The organism is Streptomyces sp. NPDC041713 (assembly GCF_055591085.1).
In genome coordinates this window covers 76,369-95,508 of record NZ_JBVIZY010000006.1, presented here as the reverse complement: position 1 = coordinate 95,508, position 19,140 = coordinate 76,369, and the positions used below count along the sequence as shown (strand labels likewise).

Here is a 19,140-nt window from a genome sequence, read left to right as displayed (position 1 = left end):
GCGTCCCTTCCAGGTCATCGCAGTTAGGCTAACCTAAATAAGGGTTGCCTAACTACCCTCTCGCCAGGCCCGCCACAGACGCGCGTACCGGCCGCCCAGGGCCACCAACTCGTCGTGGGTGCCCTGCTCCACCACCCGGCCCGCGTCAAGCACGGCGATCCGGTCCGCCGCCATCGCCTGCGTCAGCCGGTGCGCCACGAACAGCGTGGTCCGGCCCGCGCACGCGGCCAGGACGGCACGCTCCAGCTCCGCGGCGCCCTCACTGCCCGCCTCGGCGGTCGACTCGTCGAGCACGACCACCGGGGTGCGGCTCAACACCAGGCGGGCCAGGGCGATGTGGGCGACCTTGGTGACGTCGAGGCGCTCGCCGCCCTCGCCGACCAGGGTGTCCAGACCCTCGGGCAGCGCGTCGACCCAGTCGGCGGCGCCGACCGTGCGCAACGCGTCCATCAGTTCGGCGTCGGTCGCCGTCGGCGCGGCGAGCCTCAGGTCCTCGGCGAGCGGGCCGGAGAACACATGCGTCTCCTGCGTCAGAATGCTCACCAGGGCCCGCGCCCCCGCCTCGTCCAGCTCACCGAGGTCCTGCGCACCGACCCGCACCGACCCGCTCTGCGGCGTCCCGATGCCCGCGATCAGCGCGGCCAGCGTGGACTTGCCCGCACCCGTCGCGCCCACCAGGGCCAGCGAACCGCCCGCCGGAATCGTCAGGTCGACGTCCCGCAGCACCGGGTCGTCGGTGCCGGGATAGCTGAACGTAAGGCCCCGCACCGTCACCGGATGGGGCCCGGTGCCGGCCGCCTCGACCGAGGCGTCACCCACGAGCCGCTCCTGCCCGGACTCCCCGAGCACCCCGACGAGACGGGTCAGGCTCGCACCCGACTTCTGCGCCTCGTCGAAGGTGAACATGATGGCGCCGAGCGGCGTGAACAGCCGGTGGAACATCAGCGGGGCCGCCGACACCTCGCCCAAGGTGGCGGCGTCCGCCTCCAACAGGGCGTATCCGACGACGAGGATCAGGACGAGCCCGATGAACTCGGCGCGGTTCTCCCGGCCGACGAACCGGCCGAAGAAGCGGAACACCTCGATCCCGAGGTCGCGCACCCGCCAGGACTCCTGGGTGACCTTCTCGCGGACCCCGTCCTCCAGGCGGTAGGCCCGCACGGTGTCGATCCCGTCCAGACCGCTGATCAGCGCCTGCGCGCGGTCGGCCTGGGCCACCCGCTGCTTGCGGTAGAGCGGGGCGGACCGCGGCAGGTACCAGCGCAGGGCCAGCGCGTACGCGGGCAGCGCGCCGGCGCCCGCGAGGCCGAGCCGCCAGTCGAGACCGAACATGCCGACGGTGGCGATGAAGACCAGCACCCCGGCGGAGAACACCGTGGGGATGGCCGTGCGGATGCCCTTGGACAGCACGGCCACGTCGTCACCGACCCGGGAGAGCACGTCGCCCCTGCCGACCTGCTCTATCCGCGCGCTCGGCATCCCGAGCACCGCGCGGACGGCGCCCTCGCGCAGCCGCGCGAGCAGATCCGCGCCAAGCCGGCCGATCAGATAGGTCGACAGGGCGGTGGCCACCGCGCCGAGCAGCGCGGCGGCCCCCATCAGCACCCCGATCGTGGTGAGGACCGAGCGCGACTCGCCCCCGGCCACCCCGTCGACCACCCGGCCGAGCAGGAGGACCGGGAGCACTTGGAGCGCGGCCCCCGCCACCGTGCTGAGCACGGTGGCGGCCGACAGCCAGGGCACCTCGCGGCAGTGGGCCGAGACCCACCGGGTGGCCTCGCGTCCGGTCGCCGTGCGCAGGGTCGCCGGGGCGGCGGGGGTCTCGGTGGTCGATGTCTCGATGGTGCTCACACGCTGGCCAAGTCGGGGTGGGGACGGGACGGGTGGAACGGCATCGCTAGGAGACCGACTTGACGAGCTCGTCGATCGCGTACGGCAGGGAGAGCGCGGTGCCCTGGGACATCGCCGCGCCGACGGCGGGGCCCTCGCTGTCCAGGAGGTAGGACACGTGGCCCTTCTTCACGGCCTTCAGGTTCTTGAACAGCTCGAACTTCTTCAACGCCGCCGTGTCCGCCTTGTCGTTGATGACGACGACGCGGTCCACGTCGACCAAGTCCGTGCGCTCGGGCGAGAGTTCGGTGGAGAACTTGCCGCCCGCGATCTCGTCGATCTTCGTCTGGTACGTGAAGCCCATGCCGGTCAGGAGCCGGCCGCGCACGTCCTTGGAGGTGAACGGGTTGATGGAGTCCTTGTACCAGGACAGCGCGACCGCCTTCTGGTCCGCGAACTCGGGGTGCGCCTTCTTGGCCGCGGCGAGCTTGTCCTCGATGCCGCTGACGAGCTTCTTGCCCTCGTCCTCCTTGCCCAGCGCCTTGGCGATGTGCACCGTGTTGTCCTGCCACGGGGCGCTGAAGAGCTCCTTCTCGCCCTTGGTGCGGCCCACGGTCGGGGCGATCTTGGAGAGCTTGTCGTAGCCGGCCTTGTCGATCTCCGAGTACACGGCGATGATCAGGTCGGGCCGCAGGGCGGCGATCTTCTCGTAGTTGGGGCCGGAGTCGCCGTTCTTCATGACGACCTCGGGCTTGGTGTCGCCCCACTTGTCCTTGACCCAGGGCCACTGGGTGTTGATGTCGGGGGACTTGCCCGAGGGGTTCGGGTACTGGTCGACCATGCCGACCGGCTTGGTGCCGAGCGCCAGGGCGGCCTGGTCGTCGGTGTAGCCGACGGTGACGACCCGCTGGGGCGCCTTGGTGATCTTGGTGGATCCGAACGCGTGCTCCACGGTGACCGGGAAGTTGCCGCCGCCGGCGGCCGCCGGGGTGTCGCCCGCCTTGTCCTCCGAGTCGGAACCGCATCCGGCGAGGAGGCCGACGCCGAGCGTCGTGGCAGCGAGCACCGCGGCCAGCCGCCGCCAAGGCTTCGTGAGCGTCGTTCGATGGAGGAGCATCCGGATTCCCTTGCTTTCGCGCTGACCGCTGCGCCCTGATGCAGAGCGAGCCAAACCTTAACCCGTACAGGTGAGGTTAGCCTAGCCTTACCGGTGCTTTCCTTCGCGGGGTCAGTCGAGTTGCACGTGCGTACGACCGATCGGCACGATCAACGGCCGGTCGCTCGCCGGGTCGTCGACCACCCGGGCGCGCAGTCCGAAGGCCTCGTGCAGCAGATCCGCGGTGATCACCTCGCGCGGGTGGCCTTGGGCGAGGATCGAACCCGCCTTCATCACCACGAGGTTGTCGCTGTAGCGGGTGGCCAGGTTGAGGTCGTGCAGGACCATCACGACGGTGTTGCCCGACTCGTGCAGGTCGTCCACCAGGTCGAGGACGTCGATGGCGTGCGCGAGGTCGAGGTAGGTGGTCGGCTCGTCGAGGAGGAGCAGATCGGTGCCCTGGGCCAGGGTCATGGAGATCCAGACGCGCTGACGCTGTCCGCCGGAGAGCGAGTCGACGGGGCGGTCGGCCAGGTCGGACACCCCGGTCATGGCCAGGGCGTGCGCCACGACGTCCGCGTCGTCCGACGACCACTGCCGCAGCCAGCTCTGGTGCGGGTGGCGGCCACGGGCGACCAGGTCGGCCACCGTGAGCCCCTCGGGGGCGACCGGCGCCTGCGGCAGCAGGCCCATCTTCTTCGCCACGTCCCGGGTCCTGAGCTTGTCGATGTCCTCGCCGTCCAGGACGACCGAGCCCTTCGCCGGCTTGAGCAGCCGGGTCAGGGTGCGCAACAGGGTCGACTTTCCGCAGCCGTTGGGGCCGATGATCGTGGTGATCACTCCGGGCGGGATGGCCACGTCCAGGTCGTCGATGACCGTACGGCTGCCGTAGCCGACGGAGATGCCCCGGGCCGCGAGGCGTGCGGCGCCCTCGGCCCCGGACACGGCGTCGGACCCGATCTCGGTGATGAACTGCGTGGCCACAAGCCCCCCTAATATTAGGTTTGCCTCACCTTTGTACCAGCTATCGGTGCCGTACCGGCTATTTGAGGTTCGCCCGGACCAACAGATAGACGAGGAAAGGGCCGCCGATCGCGGCGGTCACCACGCCGACCGGGAGGCTGACCGGCAGCCCGGCGCGCGCGGTGAGGTCCGCGCCGATCAGCAGCAGCGCACCCACCAGCCCCGAGGCCACCAGCGGCGGCGTCGGGCGGCGCGCGAGCCGCATCGCCACCTGCGGCGCCACCAGGGCGACGAACGGTACGGGTCCCGCCGCGCTCACCGCCACCGCGGCCAGCAGCACCGCGCACAGCAGCAGGACCGCCCGCACCCGGGAGTGGCGCACGCCGAGCCCCGCGGCGACGTCGTCCCCCAGGTGCAGCGGCTTGAACTGGAAGGACGCGGCGGCCACCACGACGAGCAGGGCGAGCGAGCACCAGAGCGCCACCCGGACCTCGTCCCACGACCGGTTGTCCAGCGAACCGACCAGCCACGCCTGGGCCCTGGCCACGTCCCTGATGTCGGCGGAGACGAGCAGCCAGGTCGTGACCGCCTCCATCACGGCGCTCACCGAGATGCCGATGAGGATGAGGCGGAAGCCGTCGATCCCGCGCCGCCAGGCCAGGAAGTACACGAGCAGTCCGGTGGCGAGACCGCCGCCGAGCGCCGCCGCCGACAGGCCCACGGAGTCGACGGCCGCCGCGGCGGCGCCGCCCGACACCGTGACGGAGAACACCGCGACCGCCCCTGCGCCGCCGGTGATGCCCAGGATGTCCGGGCTGGCCAGTGGGTTGCGCGCGATCGACTGCGTGATGGCCCCGGAAACGCCGAGGGCGACGCCGACGACGAGCCCGGCGAGGGCCCGCGGCATCCGCAGGTCCATGATGACGAACTCGTCGACCTGCTCGCCCCGTCCGACGATCGTCGCCAGCACGCGCGACAGGTCGATGGGGAAGTCACCGACGCTGATCGAGAGGCAGAACACCAGGAAGGTGGCGGCCGCGAGGAGCAGCGTGACGAGCACGAGCCAGGGCCGCCACACGAACGACATCCGGCCGAGCCGTACGCCCGACGCCACCGAGGCCCGCACGTCCGTCCCGCTCATCCGCTCCCGCATTCCGTCCGTGCGCTCGTCCGTCCCGCTCATGCGCTTGTCCCGCTCATGGGCCGTCCCGCTCATGCGTTCTTGAACTTTCCTCGCCACACCATGACCGCGAAGAAGGGCGCCCCGAGCAGGGCCACGACCACCCCCGCCTCCAACTCGCCAGGCCGCACGACCAGTCGGCCCACGATGTCGCAGACCAGCAGGACGACGGCGCCGAGCAGTCCCGCGTACGGGACGAGCCAGCGGTAGTCAGGCCCGGTCAGATGGCGGGCGACATGGGCCACCATCAGACCGAGGAAGGCGATGGGTCCGCACGCCGCCGTGGCCGCGCCGGCGAGCAGGGTGATCGCGAGGATGCCGATGGTGCGGCTCAGCGCGATGTTCACGCCGAGCCCGCGCGCCACGTCCTCGCCGAGGTTGAGCAGGTTGAGCGCGGGCAGCCGGCTCAGCGCGAGCAGCAGACCGACGCCGACGAAGAGCGTCACCGGCCAGATGACGTCGAAGCCGACGCCCGCGACCGAGCCGGCGTTCCAGAACCGCAGGGCGTTCAGCGACTTCTGGTCGGAGAGCGCGACCGCCGTGGTCATCGCGGCGAGGAACACGGTGATCCCCTGCCCGGCGAGCGCGAGCGTCAGCGGATTGCCGGCCCCGCGGCCGATGCTGGCGAGACCGAACACGACGACCCCGGAGACCGCGGCACCGAGGAACGCGAACCACACGTACTGGAACGGGTTGGAGAGCCCGAACACGGCGACCACCGACACCACGGCGAACGAGGCGCCGGCGTTCACCCCCAGCAGACCGGTGTCCGCGATGGGGTTGCGCGTGTACCCCTGGATCAGGGCGCCGCCGACACCCAGGGCGATGCCCGCCACGATCGCGAGCACCGTCCGGGGCAGCCGCACGGTCTGCACGATGAGCCGGATCTCGGTGAGCCGCTGGTCCGACTCCGGCGCCGCGAACAGCCCGTGCCAGACCTCGGTGGGGCTCAGCGAGCGCGCGCCGACGGCCAGCGAGAGCGCGGCCGCGATCACCAGGGCCGCGGCGAGCGCCGCGAGCCCCACAAGCCGCTTCCGGCGGGCCTCCGTCGCGCCTCTCGCCAGGGGGCGCTCCACTGCAGTCGTGCTCATTCGACGTACGTTATCCCTTTGATCGGACCGGGACGCACGGCCGGTGGGCCGACGCGGGACCGCGGCTACCGTGCGGCGCTGCCGGTCTCGCCGGCCACCGGGCGGGCCGCGTCGGGGGCGAACCCGGCGGTGCGGGTGCGCAGCGAGTCGAGGATCTCGCCGACCCGTATCGCGATGTTGGACAGCAGCGACGACGTGATGCCGTGCGTGTGCTCCGTACCGCCCTGCAGGTAGATGCCGCAGCGCAGTTCGGGGTCGGTCGCGATGCGGTAGTCGCGCTCGACGCGGACGCGGCCCTCGTCGTCGCGCAGGCAGCGGTCGGCGACCTCGCCGAGGATGCCGACCGGGTCGGCGGGGCTGTAGCCGGTGGCGAAGACCACGACGTCGGCGTCGAGGGAGGTCTCCTCCCCCGTGACGAGGGAGGTGACGGTGGCGCGGGCGCCGTCGTCCGTCTCCTTGACGCCGGTGAGCCGCGAGACGTTGATGAAGCGCAGCCGCTCGGTGCCGAGCACCTTCTCGCGGTACATCTCCCGGTACAGGTCGTCGATCAGGTCGATGTCCACCACGGAGTAGTTGGTGTTGCCGTGGTAGTCCATCAGCCGGCGCTTGACGCCCTCGGGAGCGGCGAAGTACTCGTCGACCGCGTCGGGGTCGAAGATCCGGTTGGCGAAGCTGCTGTCGTCGGCGGGGCTGTAGCCGTAGCGGGAGAAGACCGCGCAGACCTCGGCGTCGGGGAAGCGGCGGTGCAGGTACGCGACGTTCTCCGCGGCGCTCTGTCCGGCGCCCACGACGACGAAGCGGGAGGGCGCGGTGCCCTCCAGCGAGTCGACCTTCGTCAGCAGGTCGGAGTTGTGCCAGACGCGCTCGCCGCGCTCCACGCCCTCCGGCATGAGGGGGCGCAGGCCGGTGCCGACGACGAGGTTGCGCGCGCGGTGGACGGCGAGGCCCTCGGCCGAACGGACCGTCACGTCGAGGTACTCCACGACGCCGTCGCGGTGGTGCGGCGTGACGCCGACGACCTCGTGGCCGTAGGAGACCTGGTCGTCGACCTTGGCCGCGGCCCACTCCAGGTAGTCGTGGAACTCCACGCGCAGCGGGAAGAGGTTCTTGTGGTTGATGAAGTCGGTCAGGCGCCCCTTGCTCTTCAAGTAGCAGAGGAAGCTGAACTCACTGGTGGGGTTCCGCTGGGTCACCAGGTCCTTGAGGAAGGACACCTGCATGGTCGCGTCGTCGATCAGCATGCCGCGGTGCCAGCCGAAGCGCGGCTGCTGCTCGAAGAAGTGGGCGGTGACCGTCTCCTCCCTGCCGACGCCTGCGTTGTGCTCGCTGAGCGCGATCGCCATGGCCACATTGGACGGGCCGAAGCCGATGCCAATGAGGTCGTGGACCAGTGGTGCGTCGCCAGGAAGAACCTGTGACATGTCACTCCCATCGTGCGGGGAAGCCGCCTGTCAGGCGTGGGGAAGGTACAGATGGTGGGCACGTCGACACAGCAGCCCACCCGGAACTTAGGTGAGCCTAAGCTAATCCGGCTGAGCTGTCGACCCGCTGGAGGGGAGTCACCTTCCAACTCGGGCACAAAGCCACTGCGTTGCCTAATAAGGTAAGGCTTGCTTTACTTGTCGTCGGCTATTCCCTGCTCTGAGGAGGAACCCCATGCGGGTCGTCATGTTCGGTTACCAGACCTGGGGGCACCGCACCCTGCAAGCCCTCCTGGACTCCGAGCACGACGTGGTGCTGGTCGTGACGCACCCCAAGAGCGAGCACGCGTACGAGAAGATCTGGAGCGACTCCGTCGCGGACCTCGCCGAGGAGCACGGCGTACCCGTGGTGATCCGCAACCGCCCCGACGACGAGGAGCTGTTCCAGCGCCTCAAGGAGGCCGACGCGGACATCATCGTCGCCAACAACTGGCGTACGTGGATTCCGCCACGCATCTTCAACCTGCCGCGGCACGGCACGCTGAACGTGCACGACTCGCTGCTGCCGAAGTACGCCGGCTTCTCCCCCATCATCTGGGCCCTGATCAACGGCGAGCCCGAAGTGGGCGTCACCGCGCACATGATGGACGACGAGCTCGACGCCGGTGACATCGTCCGCCAGGAGTCGGTCGCCGTCGGCCCGAAGGACACCGCCACCGATCTCTTCCACAAGACCGTCGACCTCATCGCCCCGGTCACCATCGGCGCGCTCGACCTCATCGCCGCGGGCCGGACGGAGTTCACCCAGCAGGACCGCTCGCAGGCGACCTTCTTCCACAAGCGCTCCGTCGAGGACATCCGCGTCGACTGGACCTGGCCGGCCGAGGACCTGGAGCGACTCGTCCGCGCGCAGTCCGCGCCGTACCCGAGCGCCTTCTGCTTCCACAAGGGCAAGCGCCTTGAGATCGTCTCCGCCGTGGTCTCCGAGGGCCGGTACGGCGGCACGCCGGGCCGTATCTTCTACCGCGAGGGCGAGGGCGTGGTGATCGTCGCCGGCGCCGACGCACGCACCGGCCGCAACCACGGTCTGGCCATCACGCGCGTGCACACCGAGGAGGGCCAGGAGCTGCCCGCCGCCGAGTACTTCACCTCCATGGGCGGCTACCTGACCAGCCGCCCCTGAGGCCCCTCCGCCCGGCGGATCAGCCCGCCGCGGCGAGGACCAGGGGCAGCACCTGCTCGGCGCCCGCCCGCCGCACCAGGCGGGCGGCGACCGCCAGCGTCCAGCCGGAGTCGGTGAGGTCGTCCACGAGCAGGACGGGACCCGGCGTCGCGGCCAGCGCCTCGGCCAGCTCGTCCGGGACCACGAACGCGTCCGACAACGCCCGCAGCCGCTGTGCGGAGTTGCTGCGGCGCGCCGCGTGCGCGCCGTCCGGGCCGGTGTACGCCAGGGTGCCGAGGAGGGGGAGGCGGCCGATGGTCGCGATCCCCTCGGCGAGCGAGCCGACGAGCTGCGGGCGCGTCTGCGAGGGCACGGCGACGACACCCACCGGGCGGGGCGAGGCGTCCGCGACGCCGGGCGCCCAACCGCCGGGCGAGCGCGCCCAGTCGGCGATGACCGCCACCGCGGCCCGCAGCACGTCGTCGGGGACCGGGCCGTCCGGCGCGTGCTCCGCGAGGAGCGGGCGCAGCCGGTTGCCCCAGCCGATGTCCGAGAGCCGTCCGAGCGCGCGGCCGGTGGAGCACTGCTCCCTGGCCGGGATGCGCCCCTTGAGGTCCACGCCCAGCGCGGCCATGCCGGTCGGCCACATGCGGCGCGGCTCGATCTCCACTCCGGGGCGGTCCAGTTCCTTCGTCGCCCCGGTGAGCGCCTCCGTGGAGACGGACGCGTCGGTCCAGGGGCCCGCGCAGTTGTCGCAGCGGCCGCAGGGCACCGCCCCCTCGTCGTCCAGCTGCCGGCGCAGGAACTCCATCCGGCACCCGTCCGTGCTCACGTAGTCCCGCATGGCCTGCTGTTCGGTCCGCCGCTGCCCGGCCACCCACGCGTACCGCTCGGCGTCGTACACCCACGGCTCGCCGGTGGAGATCCAGCCGCCCTTGACCCGCTTGACCGCTCCGTCCACGTCGAGCACCTTCAGCATGGTCTCCAGGCGGGTGCGCCGGAGCTCGACCTGGGCCTCCAGCGCCGGTACGGACAGCGGCCGCCCCGCGCCGGCGAGCGCCGACAGGGTCTGGCGGACCTGCTCCTCGGGCGGGAAGGCGGTGTCGGCGAAGTAGCGCCAGATGGCCTCGTCCTCCTTGCCCGGCAGCAGCAGTACGTCGGCGTGCTCCACCCCGCGGCCCGCACGGCCCACCTGCTGGTAGTACGCGATCGGCGAGGACGGCGACCCGAGGTGGACGACGAAGCCCAGGTCCGGCTTGTCGAATCCCATGCCGAGCGCGGAGGTGGCGACCAGCGCCTTGACCCGGTTCTCCTGGAGGTCGATCTCGGCCTGCAGCCGGTCGGCGTTCTCCGTGCGGCCCGTGTAGGACGCCACCGTGAAACCGCGCTGGCGCAGGAAAGCGGTGGCCTCCTCGGCCGCGGCGACGGTCAATGCGTAGATGATGCCGGAACCCTGCAGCTCGTCCAGGTGTTCGGCGAGCCAGGCCAGCCGGTGCGCGGCGTCCGGCAGCTCGACGACGCCGAGGCGCAGGCTCTCCCGGTCCAGCGGGCCGCGCAGCACCAGCGCCTCGCCCGCGCCGGTGCCCAGCTGCTCGGCCACGTCGGCGGTCACGCGCGCGTTGGCCGTCGCGGTGGTGGCGAGCACCGGCACGCCGGCCGGCAGCTCGGTGAGCATCGACCGCAGCCGCCGGTAGTCCGGCCGGAAGTCGTGTCCCCAGTCGGAGATGCAGTGCGCCTCGTCCACGACGAGGAGTCCGGTCGTGGCGGCGAGCTTGGGCAGCACCTGGTCGCGGAAGTCCACCGAGTTGAGCCGCTCCGGGCTGACGAGCAGGACGTCGGTCTCGCCGCGCTCGACCTCGCCGTAGATCGCCTCCCACTCCTCCGGGTTGGCCGAGTTGATGGTGCGCGCCTGGATGCCGGCGCGGGCGGCCGACTCGACCTGGTTGCGCATCAGCGCGAGGAGCGGGGAGATGATCACCGTGGGCCCGGCGCCGCGCCGCCGCAGCAGGGCCGTGGCGACGAAGTACACGGCCGACTTGCCCCAGCCGGTGCGCTGCACCACCAGGGCCCGGCGCCGCTCCTCGACCAGGGCCGCCACCGCCTGCCACTGGTCCTCGCGGAGCCGGGCCGGACCGCCCGGATCGCCGACGAGCTCGGCGAGGATGGCGTCGGCTTCGGTGCGGAGCTCCAGGTTGTCCATGCCCCCATGCAACCCGATGCCACTGACAATCGCCGAATCTGCGGCGGGTCTGCGGCGGGTTGGCGCCGGGCCGCAGCGGTTCCCTGCGTCAGGAGGGGAAGGGGCGCGTCGGAGGGGGACGCACTGGGCAGGAATAGGCAGTACGTGATCGGACCCCGCGTGGCGTCCTGTCCGTGATCCACGCGCATGATCCATCGCCCTCCGCTCATTGCCGCGAGCGACCGAGGCGGGAACAATTGGAAGCGCTCCCGTGCGGCTCCTGCGACCGGCAGGGGTCTGCCCTGGCGCGCTCCCGCAGTCCGACCCCGCCCGTCTGGGGCGCGTAGCCGAAGGGAGGACCGTGACCTTCGGATTCGCGTCGTCCGGTGCGGCGTCGGTGCCGGAGCTGCCGGGTTCGCCCGAGCTGTCCGCCGACTCCGACCACCGCCTGGGCCGGATGCTGGAGCCCGCCGAGTGGTCGGCCGCGGGAATTCCCCTGCTGCGCAACCCCCGTGAGGTCGTGGCCGGTCTGCACACCCGCCACCGGCCGACCCCGTCGACGGCCGTCGTGGCCGTGCTCGACCCGGACGAACGGCTGCGGGCCAGCGCCTCGTTCCGCCGCCAGACCACCCCGACCGACGGCTGGGTCTTCCGCAACGCGCTGCTCGCCCAGTTGCGCCGGATCATCCCGCACGACCTGCGCCGCCGCACCCCGGTGCGTACCGCCGTCCTGCTCTACTGCCGTGACGGGGACGCCCGTTGGACCCACGAGGACGGCGCCTGGATGTGGGGCCTGCGGGACGCCTGCACCCTGCACGGGCTGCGGTGCGGCGCGTACATCACGCTGACGCGCGACGGGTGGCAGGTGCTCGGCGAGGGGCGGGGCGGTCGCCGGCCGAGCGCCGGTTCACGGCCCGAGGCGTTCGCCGGGACGGATCCGCCTGCGCCACGTACCGGAGGCGCCGCCTCCGACGTCCTGCGCCGCGCGGCGGCACGCTGACGCCACGACGGGTACAGGCCCACGCATACGTGGCCCCTCATACGTGGTCCCGCATACGTGCCCCCCGCATACGTGCCCCCCGCATACGGAGACGCGCGTACGAACTCGTACGCGCGAACTCCGTGGGCGTACGTCCGCTGCGTCGGCCTCAGACGCCCGCGCCGAGCGCCGAGTTGATGCGCTGCGGGTCGCCGCAGACGATCAACAGGGTGCTCGCGCGGGTGAGCGCCGTCGGCAGCGCCGCGACCGCGGTCTCTTCGCTGCCGCCGTTGACGGCGACGACGACCACGGGCCGGGCGGCGGCACGGGACAGCGCGGCGGCGTCGGCGTAGAAGACGTCGTCGCCCGCGTCGTGCTGCGCCCAGTAGGCGCTCTCGCCGAACGACAGCTCGTGCGCGGCCCACGGGTGGGGGTCGCCGGTGGTGATCACCAGGACCTCACCCGGGGCACGCCCGGCGTCGAGCAGCAGGTCGACGGCTTCCTCGGCCGCGTCCAGCGCGCCCTCGGCCGAGGCCGGGACGAGCTGGATCTGCGGAGCCGAGGCCGCGACGGGAGCGGGGGCGGCAGGGGCGGCCGGGGCGGAGGGCCCGGGCTTGGCGGCCGTGTCGCGCGGGGTTCGCTGCGCGGGCGGCATCGGCCGGGCAGGACCCGGACGGCCGGGACGCGGCGGAGCCGCGGGACGCGGACCGGGTACGGGGCGGGGGGTCGGCGCGACGCGGCCGCTGGCCTGCGTGGCGCGGGGACCCTGGGCACTCTCGTGAATCTGAGGCTCCTCGGGAATGAGAGGCATGAAGTGTTGTCTATCAAACGCCGACGCGACTCGCGTCGGCGGGTGGCACATGAGTGCGACCGGACGTGCCGGAAAAGCGTCAGAACTCAAAGCCGAGCTGACCCTCGATTTCCGGAACGTTTCCGTCCGCCCAGCTGCGGGCCTTCTTGAGGTGCCGCCACTGGGGCAGCGCATCAAGATACGCCCACGTGAGCCGGTGGTACGGGGTGGGCCCCCGCTCCGCCAGCGCGGTCTTGTGCACCGGCGACGGATAGCCGGCGTTGGCCGCAAAACCGAAGTCTGCATGTTCGATGCCCAGTTCGGCCATCATTTTGTCGCGCCGGACTTTCGCGATCACGGAAGCCGCGGCGACGGCCACACAGGACTGGTCCCCCTTGATCACCGTACGGACCTGCCAGGGAGCACCGAGGTAGTTGTGCTTTCCGTCGAGGATGACCGCGTCCGGGCGGACCGGCAGCCCCTCCAGCGCACGCACCGCGGCGAGCCGCAGCGCGGCCGTCATGCCCAGGTCGTCGATCTCCTCGTGCGAGGCGTGACCGAGGGCGTGGGCCGTGACCCAGGTCTCCAGCTCCGCCGCGAGCGCGGTGCGCCGCTTGGGGGTGATCAGCTTGGAGTCGGTGAGCCCCTCGGGCGGCCTGCGCAGTCCGGTGATCGCCGCACAGACGGTGACCGGTCCCGCCCACGCGCCGCGCCCGACCTCGTCGACACCGGCGACGATCTTCGCTCCGGTGGTGGCGCGCAGGGAGCGCTCGACGGTGTGGGTGGGTGCTTCGTACGGCATGGCGTCCTCAGCCTACGCCGCCGGGAACCGCCCGCGACACCCAGGCCCCGGCCGAGCCCCGCGGCGGGACCGTCACGGTCGCAGCAGCGGGCCGTCATGGCCGCAGCAGCGGGACCATCACCTGGTCGATGAGCGCCTCGAACTCCTCGTCCCGCCATTCGCTCGCGCACACCTTCGTGCGGTACATGAACATCGCCGGGATCACGTCGCACACGTACGCGTCCGTCCCACCGGAACGCACCTCTCCGCGCTCGACACCTCGGCGCAGCACCTCCTTGATCAGCTTCACGCTCGGCTCGATGACGCCCTCGAAGATCACGTCGTGGAAGAGCTCGGCCGTCGTCGTGTCGCATTCGTGAAGCACCGCGCGCAGGGCGAACCCGGTGCGCGAGAACATCGTGACCCGCATCTGCTTGCACAGCTGCAGCAGGTCCTCCCGGACGCCGCCGAGGTCCGGGACGCTGTCGAGGCGGGGCAGCCCGGCCCGCAGGGCGTGCACGACGAGGTCCTCCTTGGACGGCCAGCGGCGGTACACGGCCGCCTTGCCGGTCTGCGCCCCCGCGGCCACGCCCTCCATCGTCAGACCGCTCCAGCCGACCGTGCTGAGCTGCTCGAGGGCGGCATCGAGGATCGCGCGCTCCAGGACGGGCCCCCGCCGACGCGGGGACACCGTCCGGGCGGGAACGGCCGTCCAGCGCGAAGTAGCCATCTATTTCTCTCCGTTGAGCGAGCAGATGCATCAGGAACCAGCAGACACATCGAGAACCAGGTACCGAGAACAAAGGTGAGTGAACGCTTGCGTTCACTCAAGAGGAGTCACTACCGTCGTAGTGAACAGTGAACGGGCCCGTTCACTAAGGAACTTGCGGGGGATCATGACGACGACCTCTCAGCTGACACACGATCACAAGCCCGGGGCCGCCCGCCGGGAGGGGCATCCCGGCCTGGCCCTCACCGTCATCGCGGCCTGCCAACTCATGGTGGTCCTGGACGCGACGATTGTGAACATCGCGCTCCCCCACATCCAGGGAGCGCTCAAGTTCTCGACGACCGACCTCACGTGGGTCGTCAGCGCGTACACCCTCACCTTCGGCGGTCTGCTGCTGCTCGGCGGCCGCGCCGGTGACATCCTCGGACGCCGTCGCGTCTTCATGTCCGGCATCCTCCTCTTCACGCTCGCCTCGCTCCTCGGCGGATTCGCCCAGGAACCCTGGCAGTTGCTGGCCGCACGCGCCCTGCAGGGCGTCGGTGGCGCGATAGCCTCGCCCACCTCGCTGGCCCTCATCACGACGACCTTCCCCGAAGGGCCCGAGCGGAACCGCGCGTTCGGCGTTTTCGCCGCCGTCTCCGCAGGTGGCGGCGCGATCGGCCTGCTGGCGGGCGGCATGCTCACCGAGTGGCTCGACTGGCGCTGGGTCCTGTTCGTGAACGTACCCATCGGCGTCCTGATCGCCGTCCTCACCCCGCTCTACATCAACGAATCCGAGCGTCACCCCGGCCGCTTCGACCTCACGGGCGCGCTGACCTCCACGCTCGGCATGGTCTCCCTGGTCTACGGATTCATCCGTTCCGCCGAGGAGGGCTGGCGCGACGGCATCACGCTGGGTTCGTTCGGCGCGGCGGTCGTCCTGCTCGCGGCCTTCGTCCTCGTCGAGAAGCGGGCCAAGGAACCGATCACGCCCCTGCGGATGTTCGCCGACCGCAACCGCTCGGGCACGTATGTGATCATGCTCAGCCTGGCCGCCGCGATGTTCGGCATCTTCTTCTTCATCGTGCTCTTCGTGCAGAACATCCTGGGCTACACCCCGATCGAGGCGGGCCTGGCCTTCCTGCCGGTCACGGTGGTCATCGCGGTCGGTGCGGGCCTGTCGCAGAAGTTCCTTCCGGTGCTCGGCCCGAAGCCGTTCATGGTGTCGGGTTCGGTCATCGTCGCGCTGGGGCTCGGCTGGCTGACCCTGCTCGGTCCCGACAGCTCCTACCTCGGCGGCGTGCTCGGTCCGATGCTGCTGTTCGGCTTCGGCATGGGCCTGAACTTCGTGACGCTGACGCTGACGGCGGTCTCCGGCGTGGCCCTCCACGAGGCGGGCGCGGCCTCCGGCCTCCTCAACACCACCCAGCAGGTGGGCGGTTCGCTCGGTCTGTCCATCCTCACCACGGTCTTCGGCACGGCGAGCCGCAACGAGGGCAAGGACCAGATGGCGGACTTCATGGCCCACGCCTCCCCGGAGCAGAAGGCCCAGTTCGCCAAGACCCATGAGCTCCCGGCGCCCTGGGGTCACGAGGTGCTCTCCGAGGGCATCTCGACCGCCTTCATCCCGGCGGTCGGCATGGCCGTCCTCGCCCTGCTCACCGCCGCCCTGGTGATCCGCGTCCGCAAGAGCGACCTGGACGCGCTGGCCGGCACGGCGAGCGCCGCGGGCCCGGCCGCCGGCTGACGACACATCCCTCGCACCCGGGTGCCGGGTCGACCACGCCGGCGTGGCCGATCCGGCACCCGCTTGTGCGTTGACCAGAGCGACCCGAGAAGCCAGGGCGGGCGGCGCGAGTGCGGCACGTGCGGCGGACACTTCAGGCGGCATGAGGCGTGCGTACGTCGGGGCCTTGTCGTTCAGTACGAGGTGGTGGAGGGGTCGAGGTCGCGGCCGGGGTCACTCCCGCCGCACCGGGTGGCATCCACCGCGACCACCGGCCGCTTCTCGATGATCCGCCGGGCCCTTGCCTCCCCCACGCTGGTCGCGAACCACGGTCCACGCTCGTCACCGAGCTCGTCGGCCATCTCCTTCAGCGCGCAGGAGCGCTGCGGCTCCGGAAGCCCGTCCAGCGCCGGCACCGCGTCGGCCGACAACTGGCGCGCGTAGTCCAAGTCGAACTTCCCGGTCTCCTCGTAGCGCTGCACATTGCGCTCGGCTATCAGCGCGTCCGGCGACAGCAGCCCGAACGCCAGCACACCCGCCGCCGCACTGGCCGCCACGGCACGCGGCAGCCACCGGGCACCCCAGACGCCCGCGGCCATGATCAACAGGAGGATCACACCGAGCCAGAGCTCCACCGCGACCACCGAGATCCGCAGCCTGGTCAGCCCGTACGCCTCCACGTACATGTCCATGCGGCGCACCGCCGACGCCACCACGACCAACGTCATCACGCAGAGCGTGCCGAGCACCCCGCGCACCAACGTGCGGTCCCGCGCCCCGTCACGCGGCGCCCAGCGCAACGCGAACACGATCACCAGCAACGTGAGCAAGGTCGCGAGCAGCAACTGCCAGAACCCCTGCCGCGCATAGGCGGAGTACGAGAGTCCGGTCTTGTCGAGAACGGTGTCGTACCCCCCGAACAGCACGGCCAGCTGCACCGCGTTGAACGCCGCGAACAGCGCGGTGAGCACGACCAGCGGCAGCGCCCATTCGACCCGTCCCCGCGCCCGTCCGGGACCCACCACGAGCCGGTCCCAGCGCACGGGCGACGCGGCGGTACGCGCCACCGCGAGCGCTCCGACCACCCCCGCGGCCAGGAGCAGGACACGCCACGGGCCCCCGGCGACCGACGCATCGGGTATCAGCTCCCCGAGCAGGTCCGCGAAGGCCGCGTCCGCCCCGGCGAACAACGCCCCGAACACCACCAGCAGCACCACGGTCACCGCGACCGCCCGCAGCACGGGCGCGGCGCCCCGCGCCTCCCCCGCCCGCTCCCGCACCCCGGACCAGCCCCAGCGCAGCCCCGGGACGACCGCCTCGAACACGCCGAGCGGACTCAGAATGACACCCGTCCACGTCCGGGAACCGTGCAACGCCAACGACCCGAGCGCGAACGCGGCGACGATCGCCAGAAACGACGGCCACCCCGCGTCCCGCAACGCCGGCACGACCAACAGCGCGAGCACGCCCCCGGCCCACACCCACGACCACGGACGAGGCCACCGCCCCCGACGTCCGCCCCGCTGCGCCGAAAACCACGCGGCGACCCCGACCGGAACGGCGACCATCAACAGGTTCCACGCCAGCCCGTCCCCGAGCAGCACCATGCTCAACAACCCGGCGCCCAGCACGGCGCCCAACGTCACTGGCCCCACAGCCTCCGGCGGCTCACCCCGCAAATCGTCAAGGAGCGGCGCCACCTGCTCCTTCGCCCCCTCCCCGTCCTGCGTCCTCACCCGCTCCCCCGCACGCTCACTCGGCATCGGCCTTGGCCGCGGATAGCCACGCGCAGCACCGTACGAACCCGCCCTCACGGCCCGCCCACGCCCCCCGGCACCAGGAACTCCGTCAGCCACCTCGGCAAGCTCAGCTGCCTCAGCACTCTTGGCTGGCTCGGCAGACTCAGCTGCCTCGGCGGTCTCGGCTGGCTCGGCTGCCTCAGGGGTGTCGTTGGCCTCAGGCCCACCCCCAGACGACGGAGAACCGCCCGGCACCTCACGTCCGTCCGCCGCATCACGTCCAGCTGATGTATCCGACACGGGACCCCTCCCCCAAACCGGCCCTCTCACAGCACGCGGCCCACAACAGGTGGCCTCGGAGCTGCCGGAACCGGCACCCAGTTCAACGCACGCAAGGCCGACGCCAAGATCAACTGGTGGCCCGCCTCAGCGTAGCCGGGCGCCGCACTCACGCCCCCGGGCCGATCCATGCCTGTGGCATGACCGTGACAGTGGGACGTGCCGTTACCGAGCCCCGGGAACCCACCCAGGCAGGTCCTCGGTCCGCTCCAGCCACTCCCCAGGCGGCGCTCCGCCCTCGCCGGCCGCCACCACACCGCCCACGATGGCGCAGGTCGTGTCCATGTCCCCGCCCACCCGTGCCGTGTCCCAGACGGCGCGTTCGTACGACCCGAGCCCCCGCGCGGCGGACCACAACGCGAACGGCACCGTGTCATGGGCCGTCGTACGACGCCCGCACCCCAGAACCGCCGCGACCGTCCCCGCATCGCCGTAGTCGAGCATGTCCCGCGCCCTGCGCAGTCCCGCCCCCACCGCGCTGCGCGGCACCAGGTCGATCACACCGTCGAGAAGCTGCTGCGGCGTGGGCGGCCCGGTGGGAGCTGCCGTCAGCGCCGCCGCCGCGGCCACCGCCATGGCCCCGACGACCGCCTCACGGTGCTGGTGCGTGGGGTACGCCGAGATCTCCGCCTGATGCGTCGCCTGCTCCGGGTCGTCCGCGTACCAGGCGCCGAGAGGAGCGATCCGCATCGCGGCCCCGTTCCCCCAGGACCCCTGTCCCTTGAACAGTGCGGAGGCCAGCTCACGCCAGTCCCCGCCCTCCCGGACCTGACCCAGCAACCGGTTCACCGCGGGACCGTATCCACGGTCGACGTCATGGTGCTCGGCGAACGACCGGGCCAGCGCGTCCTGGTCGATCCGGCGATGCTTCATGAGGACGGTCAGCACGGAGCACGCCATCTCCGTGTCGTCGGTCCACTGCCAGGGGGCATCGGGCAGCTGTCGGCGCTTGAGCAGCGGGTAGTGCGCGGGCACGAAGAACTGTGAGCCCAGCGCATCCCCCACCGCCAGTCCGCGCAGGCTGGCCAGAGCGCGCTCGAGGCGCAGGTCGGGAGAGGAGTCAGCGGTCATCGCCCTGCCACTCTATCCGGTGAGGCCGCATACATTCGGTGAGGCCGCATCCATGCGTTGAGGCCATACCCATGCGGTGAGGCC

General features: G+C 71.5%; 15 protein-coding genes. 3 read left to right on the top strand and 12 right to left on the bottom strand.

Annotated features, from left to right (window positions below):
- Nucleotides 1–48 precede the first annotated feature (48 nt).
- From ACZ6CV_RS19955 to ACZ6CV_RS19930, 6 genes are all read right to left on the bottom strand, one after another.
- On the bottom strand, nucleotides 49–1,851 hold the full coding sequence (locus tag ACZ6CV_RS19955) for an ABC transporter ATP-binding protein (RefSeq protein ID WP_469252085.1): 1,803 nt from the start codon (nucleotides 1,849–1,851) through the stop codon (nucleotides 49–51).
- A gap of 46 nt (nucleotides 1,852–1,897) precedes the next feature.
- A complete protein-coding gene (locus ACZ6CV_RS19950; RefSeq protein ID WP_469252084.1) occupies nucleotides 1,898–2,947 on the bottom strand; it encodes an iron-siderophore ABC transporter substrate-binding protein in 1,050 nt (349 codons plus the stop codon).
- A gap of 111 nt (nucleotides 2,948–3,058) precedes the next feature.
- A complete protein-coding gene (locus tag ACZ6CV_RS19945; RefSeq protein ID WP_469252083.1) occupies nucleotides 3,059–3,910 on the bottom strand; it encodes an ABC transporter ATP-binding protein in 852 nt (283 codons plus the stop codon).
- A 58-nt stretch (nucleotides 3,911–3,968) separates the two neighbouring features.
- Nucleotides 3,969–5,030 carry a FecCD family ABC transporter permease gene (locus ACZ6CV_RS19940; protein WP_469252450.1) on the bottom strand — a complete coding sequence of 354 codons (1,062 nt, stop codon included), beginning with the start codon at nucleotides 5,028–5,030 and terminating at the stop codon, nucleotides 3,969–3,971.
- Between the two features lie 71 nt (nucleotides 5,031–5,101).
- Nucleotides 5,102–6,160, bottom strand: a complete 1,059-nt coding sequence (locus ACZ6CV_RS19935; RefSeq protein ID WP_469252082.1) for a FecCD family ABC transporter permease — start codon at nucleotides 6,158–6,160, stop codon at nucleotides 5,102–5,104.
- Nucleotides 6,161–6,225: 65 nt separating this feature from the next.
- Nucleotides 6,226–7,581, bottom strand: a complete 1,356-nt coding sequence (locus ACZ6CV_RS19930) for a lysine N(6)-hydroxylase/L-ornithine N(5)-oxygenase family protein (protein ID WP_469252081.1) — start codon at nucleotides 7,579–7,581, stop codon at nucleotides 6,226–6,228.
- Nucleotides 7,582–7,816: 235 nt separating this feature from the next.
- Between ACZ6CV_RS19930 and ACZ6CV_RS19925 the strand changes: the two genes are divergently transcribed.
- Nucleotides 7,817–8,764 (top strand): methionyl-tRNA formyltransferase, encoded by a 948-nt coding sequence (locus ACZ6CV_RS19925; RefSeq protein ID WP_469252080.1) that lies wholly within the window; start codon nucleotides 7,817–7,819, stop codon nucleotides 8,762–8,764.
- Nucleotides 8,765–8,783: 19 nt separating this feature from the next.
- Here ACZ6CV_RS19925 and ACZ6CV_RS19920 read toward each other — a convergent pair whose 3' ends face one another.
- Nucleotides 8,784–10,943 carry a RecQ family ATP-dependent DNA helicase gene (locus ACZ6CV_RS19920; RefSeq protein ID WP_469252079.1) on the bottom strand — a complete coding sequence of 720 codons (2,160 nt, stop codon included), beginning with the start codon at nucleotides 10,941–10,943 and terminating at the stop codon, nucleotides 8,784–8,786.
- A 340-nt stretch (nucleotides 10,944–11,283) separates the two neighbouring features.
- On the opposite strand from ACZ6CV_RS19920, the gene ACZ6CV_RS19915 reads away from it, so the two are divergent.
- Nucleotides 11,284–11,922, top strand: a complete 639-nt coding sequence (locus ACZ6CV_RS19915) for a hypothetical protein (protein WP_469252078.1) — start codon at nucleotides 11,284–11,286, stop codon at nucleotides 11,920–11,922.
- 148 nt (nucleotides 11,923–12,070) lie between these two features.
- On the opposite strand, the gene ACZ6CV_RS19910 is transcribed toward ACZ6CV_RS19915, so the two are convergent.
- The 3 genes from ACZ6CV_RS19910 to ACZ6CV_RS19900 form a co-directional block, all read right to left on the bottom strand.
- Complete coding sequence (locus tag ACZ6CV_RS19910; protein WP_469252077.1) at nucleotides 12,071–12,712, bottom strand: hypothetical protein; 642 nt, start codon at nucleotides 12,710–12,712, stop codon at nucleotides 12,071–12,073.
- A 79-nt stretch (nucleotides 12,713–12,791) separates the two neighbouring features.
- Nucleotides 12,792–13,493, bottom strand: a complete 702-nt coding sequence (locus ACZ6CV_RS19905) for a ribonuclease HII (RefSeq protein WP_469252076.1) — start codon at nucleotides 13,491–13,493, stop codon at nucleotides 12,792–12,794.
- A 94-nt stretch (nucleotides 13,494–13,587) separates the two neighbouring features.
- Complete coding sequence (locus ACZ6CV_RS19900; RefSeq protein WP_362375928.1) at nucleotides 13,588–14,202, bottom strand: TetR/AcrR family transcriptional regulator; 615 nt, start codon at nucleotides 14,200–14,202, stop codon at nucleotides 13,588–13,590.
- Between the two features lie 166 nt (nucleotides 14,203–14,368).
- Between ACZ6CV_RS19900 and ACZ6CV_RS19895 the strand changes: the two genes are divergently transcribed.
- Nucleotides 14,369–15,928 carry an MFS transporter gene (locus ACZ6CV_RS19895; RefSeq protein WP_469252075.1) on the top strand — a complete coding sequence of 520 codons (1,560 nt, stop codon included), beginning with the start codon at nucleotides 14,369–14,371 and terminating at the stop codon, nucleotides 15,926–15,928.
- A 173-nt stretch (nucleotides 15,929–16,101) separates the two neighbouring features.
- Here the strand turns inward: ACZ6CV_RS19895 and ACZ6CV_RS19890 are convergent, their stop codons facing one another.
- Nucleotides 16,102–17,946 (bottom strand): DUF4153 domain-containing protein, encoded by a 1,845-nt coding sequence (locus ACZ6CV_RS19890; RefSeq protein WP_469252074.1) that lies wholly within the window; start codon nucleotides 17,944–17,946, stop codon nucleotides 16,102–16,104.
- 204 nt (nucleotides 17,947–18,150) lie between these two features.
- A complete protein-coding gene (locus tag ACZ6CV_RS19885; RefSeq protein ID WP_469252073.1) occupies nucleotides 18,151–19,056 on the bottom strand; it encodes an ADP-ribosylglycohydrolase family protein in 906 nt (301 codons plus the stop codon).
- Nucleotides 19,057–19,140 lie beyond the last annotated feature (84 nt).

Bases quoted from the DNA above. Each gene is read 5' to 3' on its own strand.
- ACZ6CV_RS19930 (WP_469252081.1), bottom strand. From the start codon at position 7,581: ATGTCACAGGTTCTTCCTGGCGACGCACCACTGGTCCACGACCTCATT.
- ACZ6CV_RS19925 (WP_469252080.1), top strand. From the start codon at position 7,817: ATGCGGGTCGTCATGTTCGGTTACCAGACCTGGGGGCACCGCACCCTG.
- ACZ6CV_RS19895 (WP_469252075.1), top strand. From the start codon at position 14,369: ATGACGACGACCTCTCAGCTGACACACGATCACAAGCCCGGGGCCGCC.
- ACZ6CV_RS19905 (WP_469252076.1), bottom strand. From the start codon at position 13,493: ATGCCGTACGAAGCACCCACCCACACCGTCGAGCGCTCCCTGCGCGCC.
- ACZ6CV_RS19900 (WP_362375928.1), bottom strand. From the start codon at position 14,202: ATGGCTACTTCGCGCTGGACGGCCGTTCCCGCCCGGACGGTGTCCCCG.
- ACZ6CV_RS19935 (WP_469252082.1), bottom strand. From the start codon at position 6,160: ATGAGCACGACTGCAGTGGAGCGCCCCCTGGCGAGAGGCGCGACGGAG.
- ACZ6CV_RS19885 (WP_469252073.1), bottom strand. From the start codon at position 19,056: ATGACCGCTGACTCCTCTCCCGACCTGCGCCTCGAGCGCGCTCTGGCC.
- ACZ6CV_RS19950 (WP_469252084.1), bottom strand. From the start codon at position 2,947: ATGCTCCTCCATCGAACGACGCTCACGAAGCCTTGGCGGCGGCTGGCC.
- ACZ6CV_RS19920 (WP_469252079.1), bottom strand. From the start codon at position 10,943: ATGGACAACCTGGAGCTCCGCACCGAAGCCGACGCCATCCTCGCCGAG.
- ACZ6CV_RS19940 (WP_469252450.1), bottom strand. From the start codon at position 5,030: ATGAGCGGGACGGACGTGCGGGCCTCGGTGGCGTCGGGCGTACGGCTC.
- ACZ6CV_RS19910 (WP_469252077.1), bottom strand. From the start codon at position 12,712: ATGCCTCTCATTCCCGAGGAGCCTCAGATTCACGAGAGTGCCCAGGGT.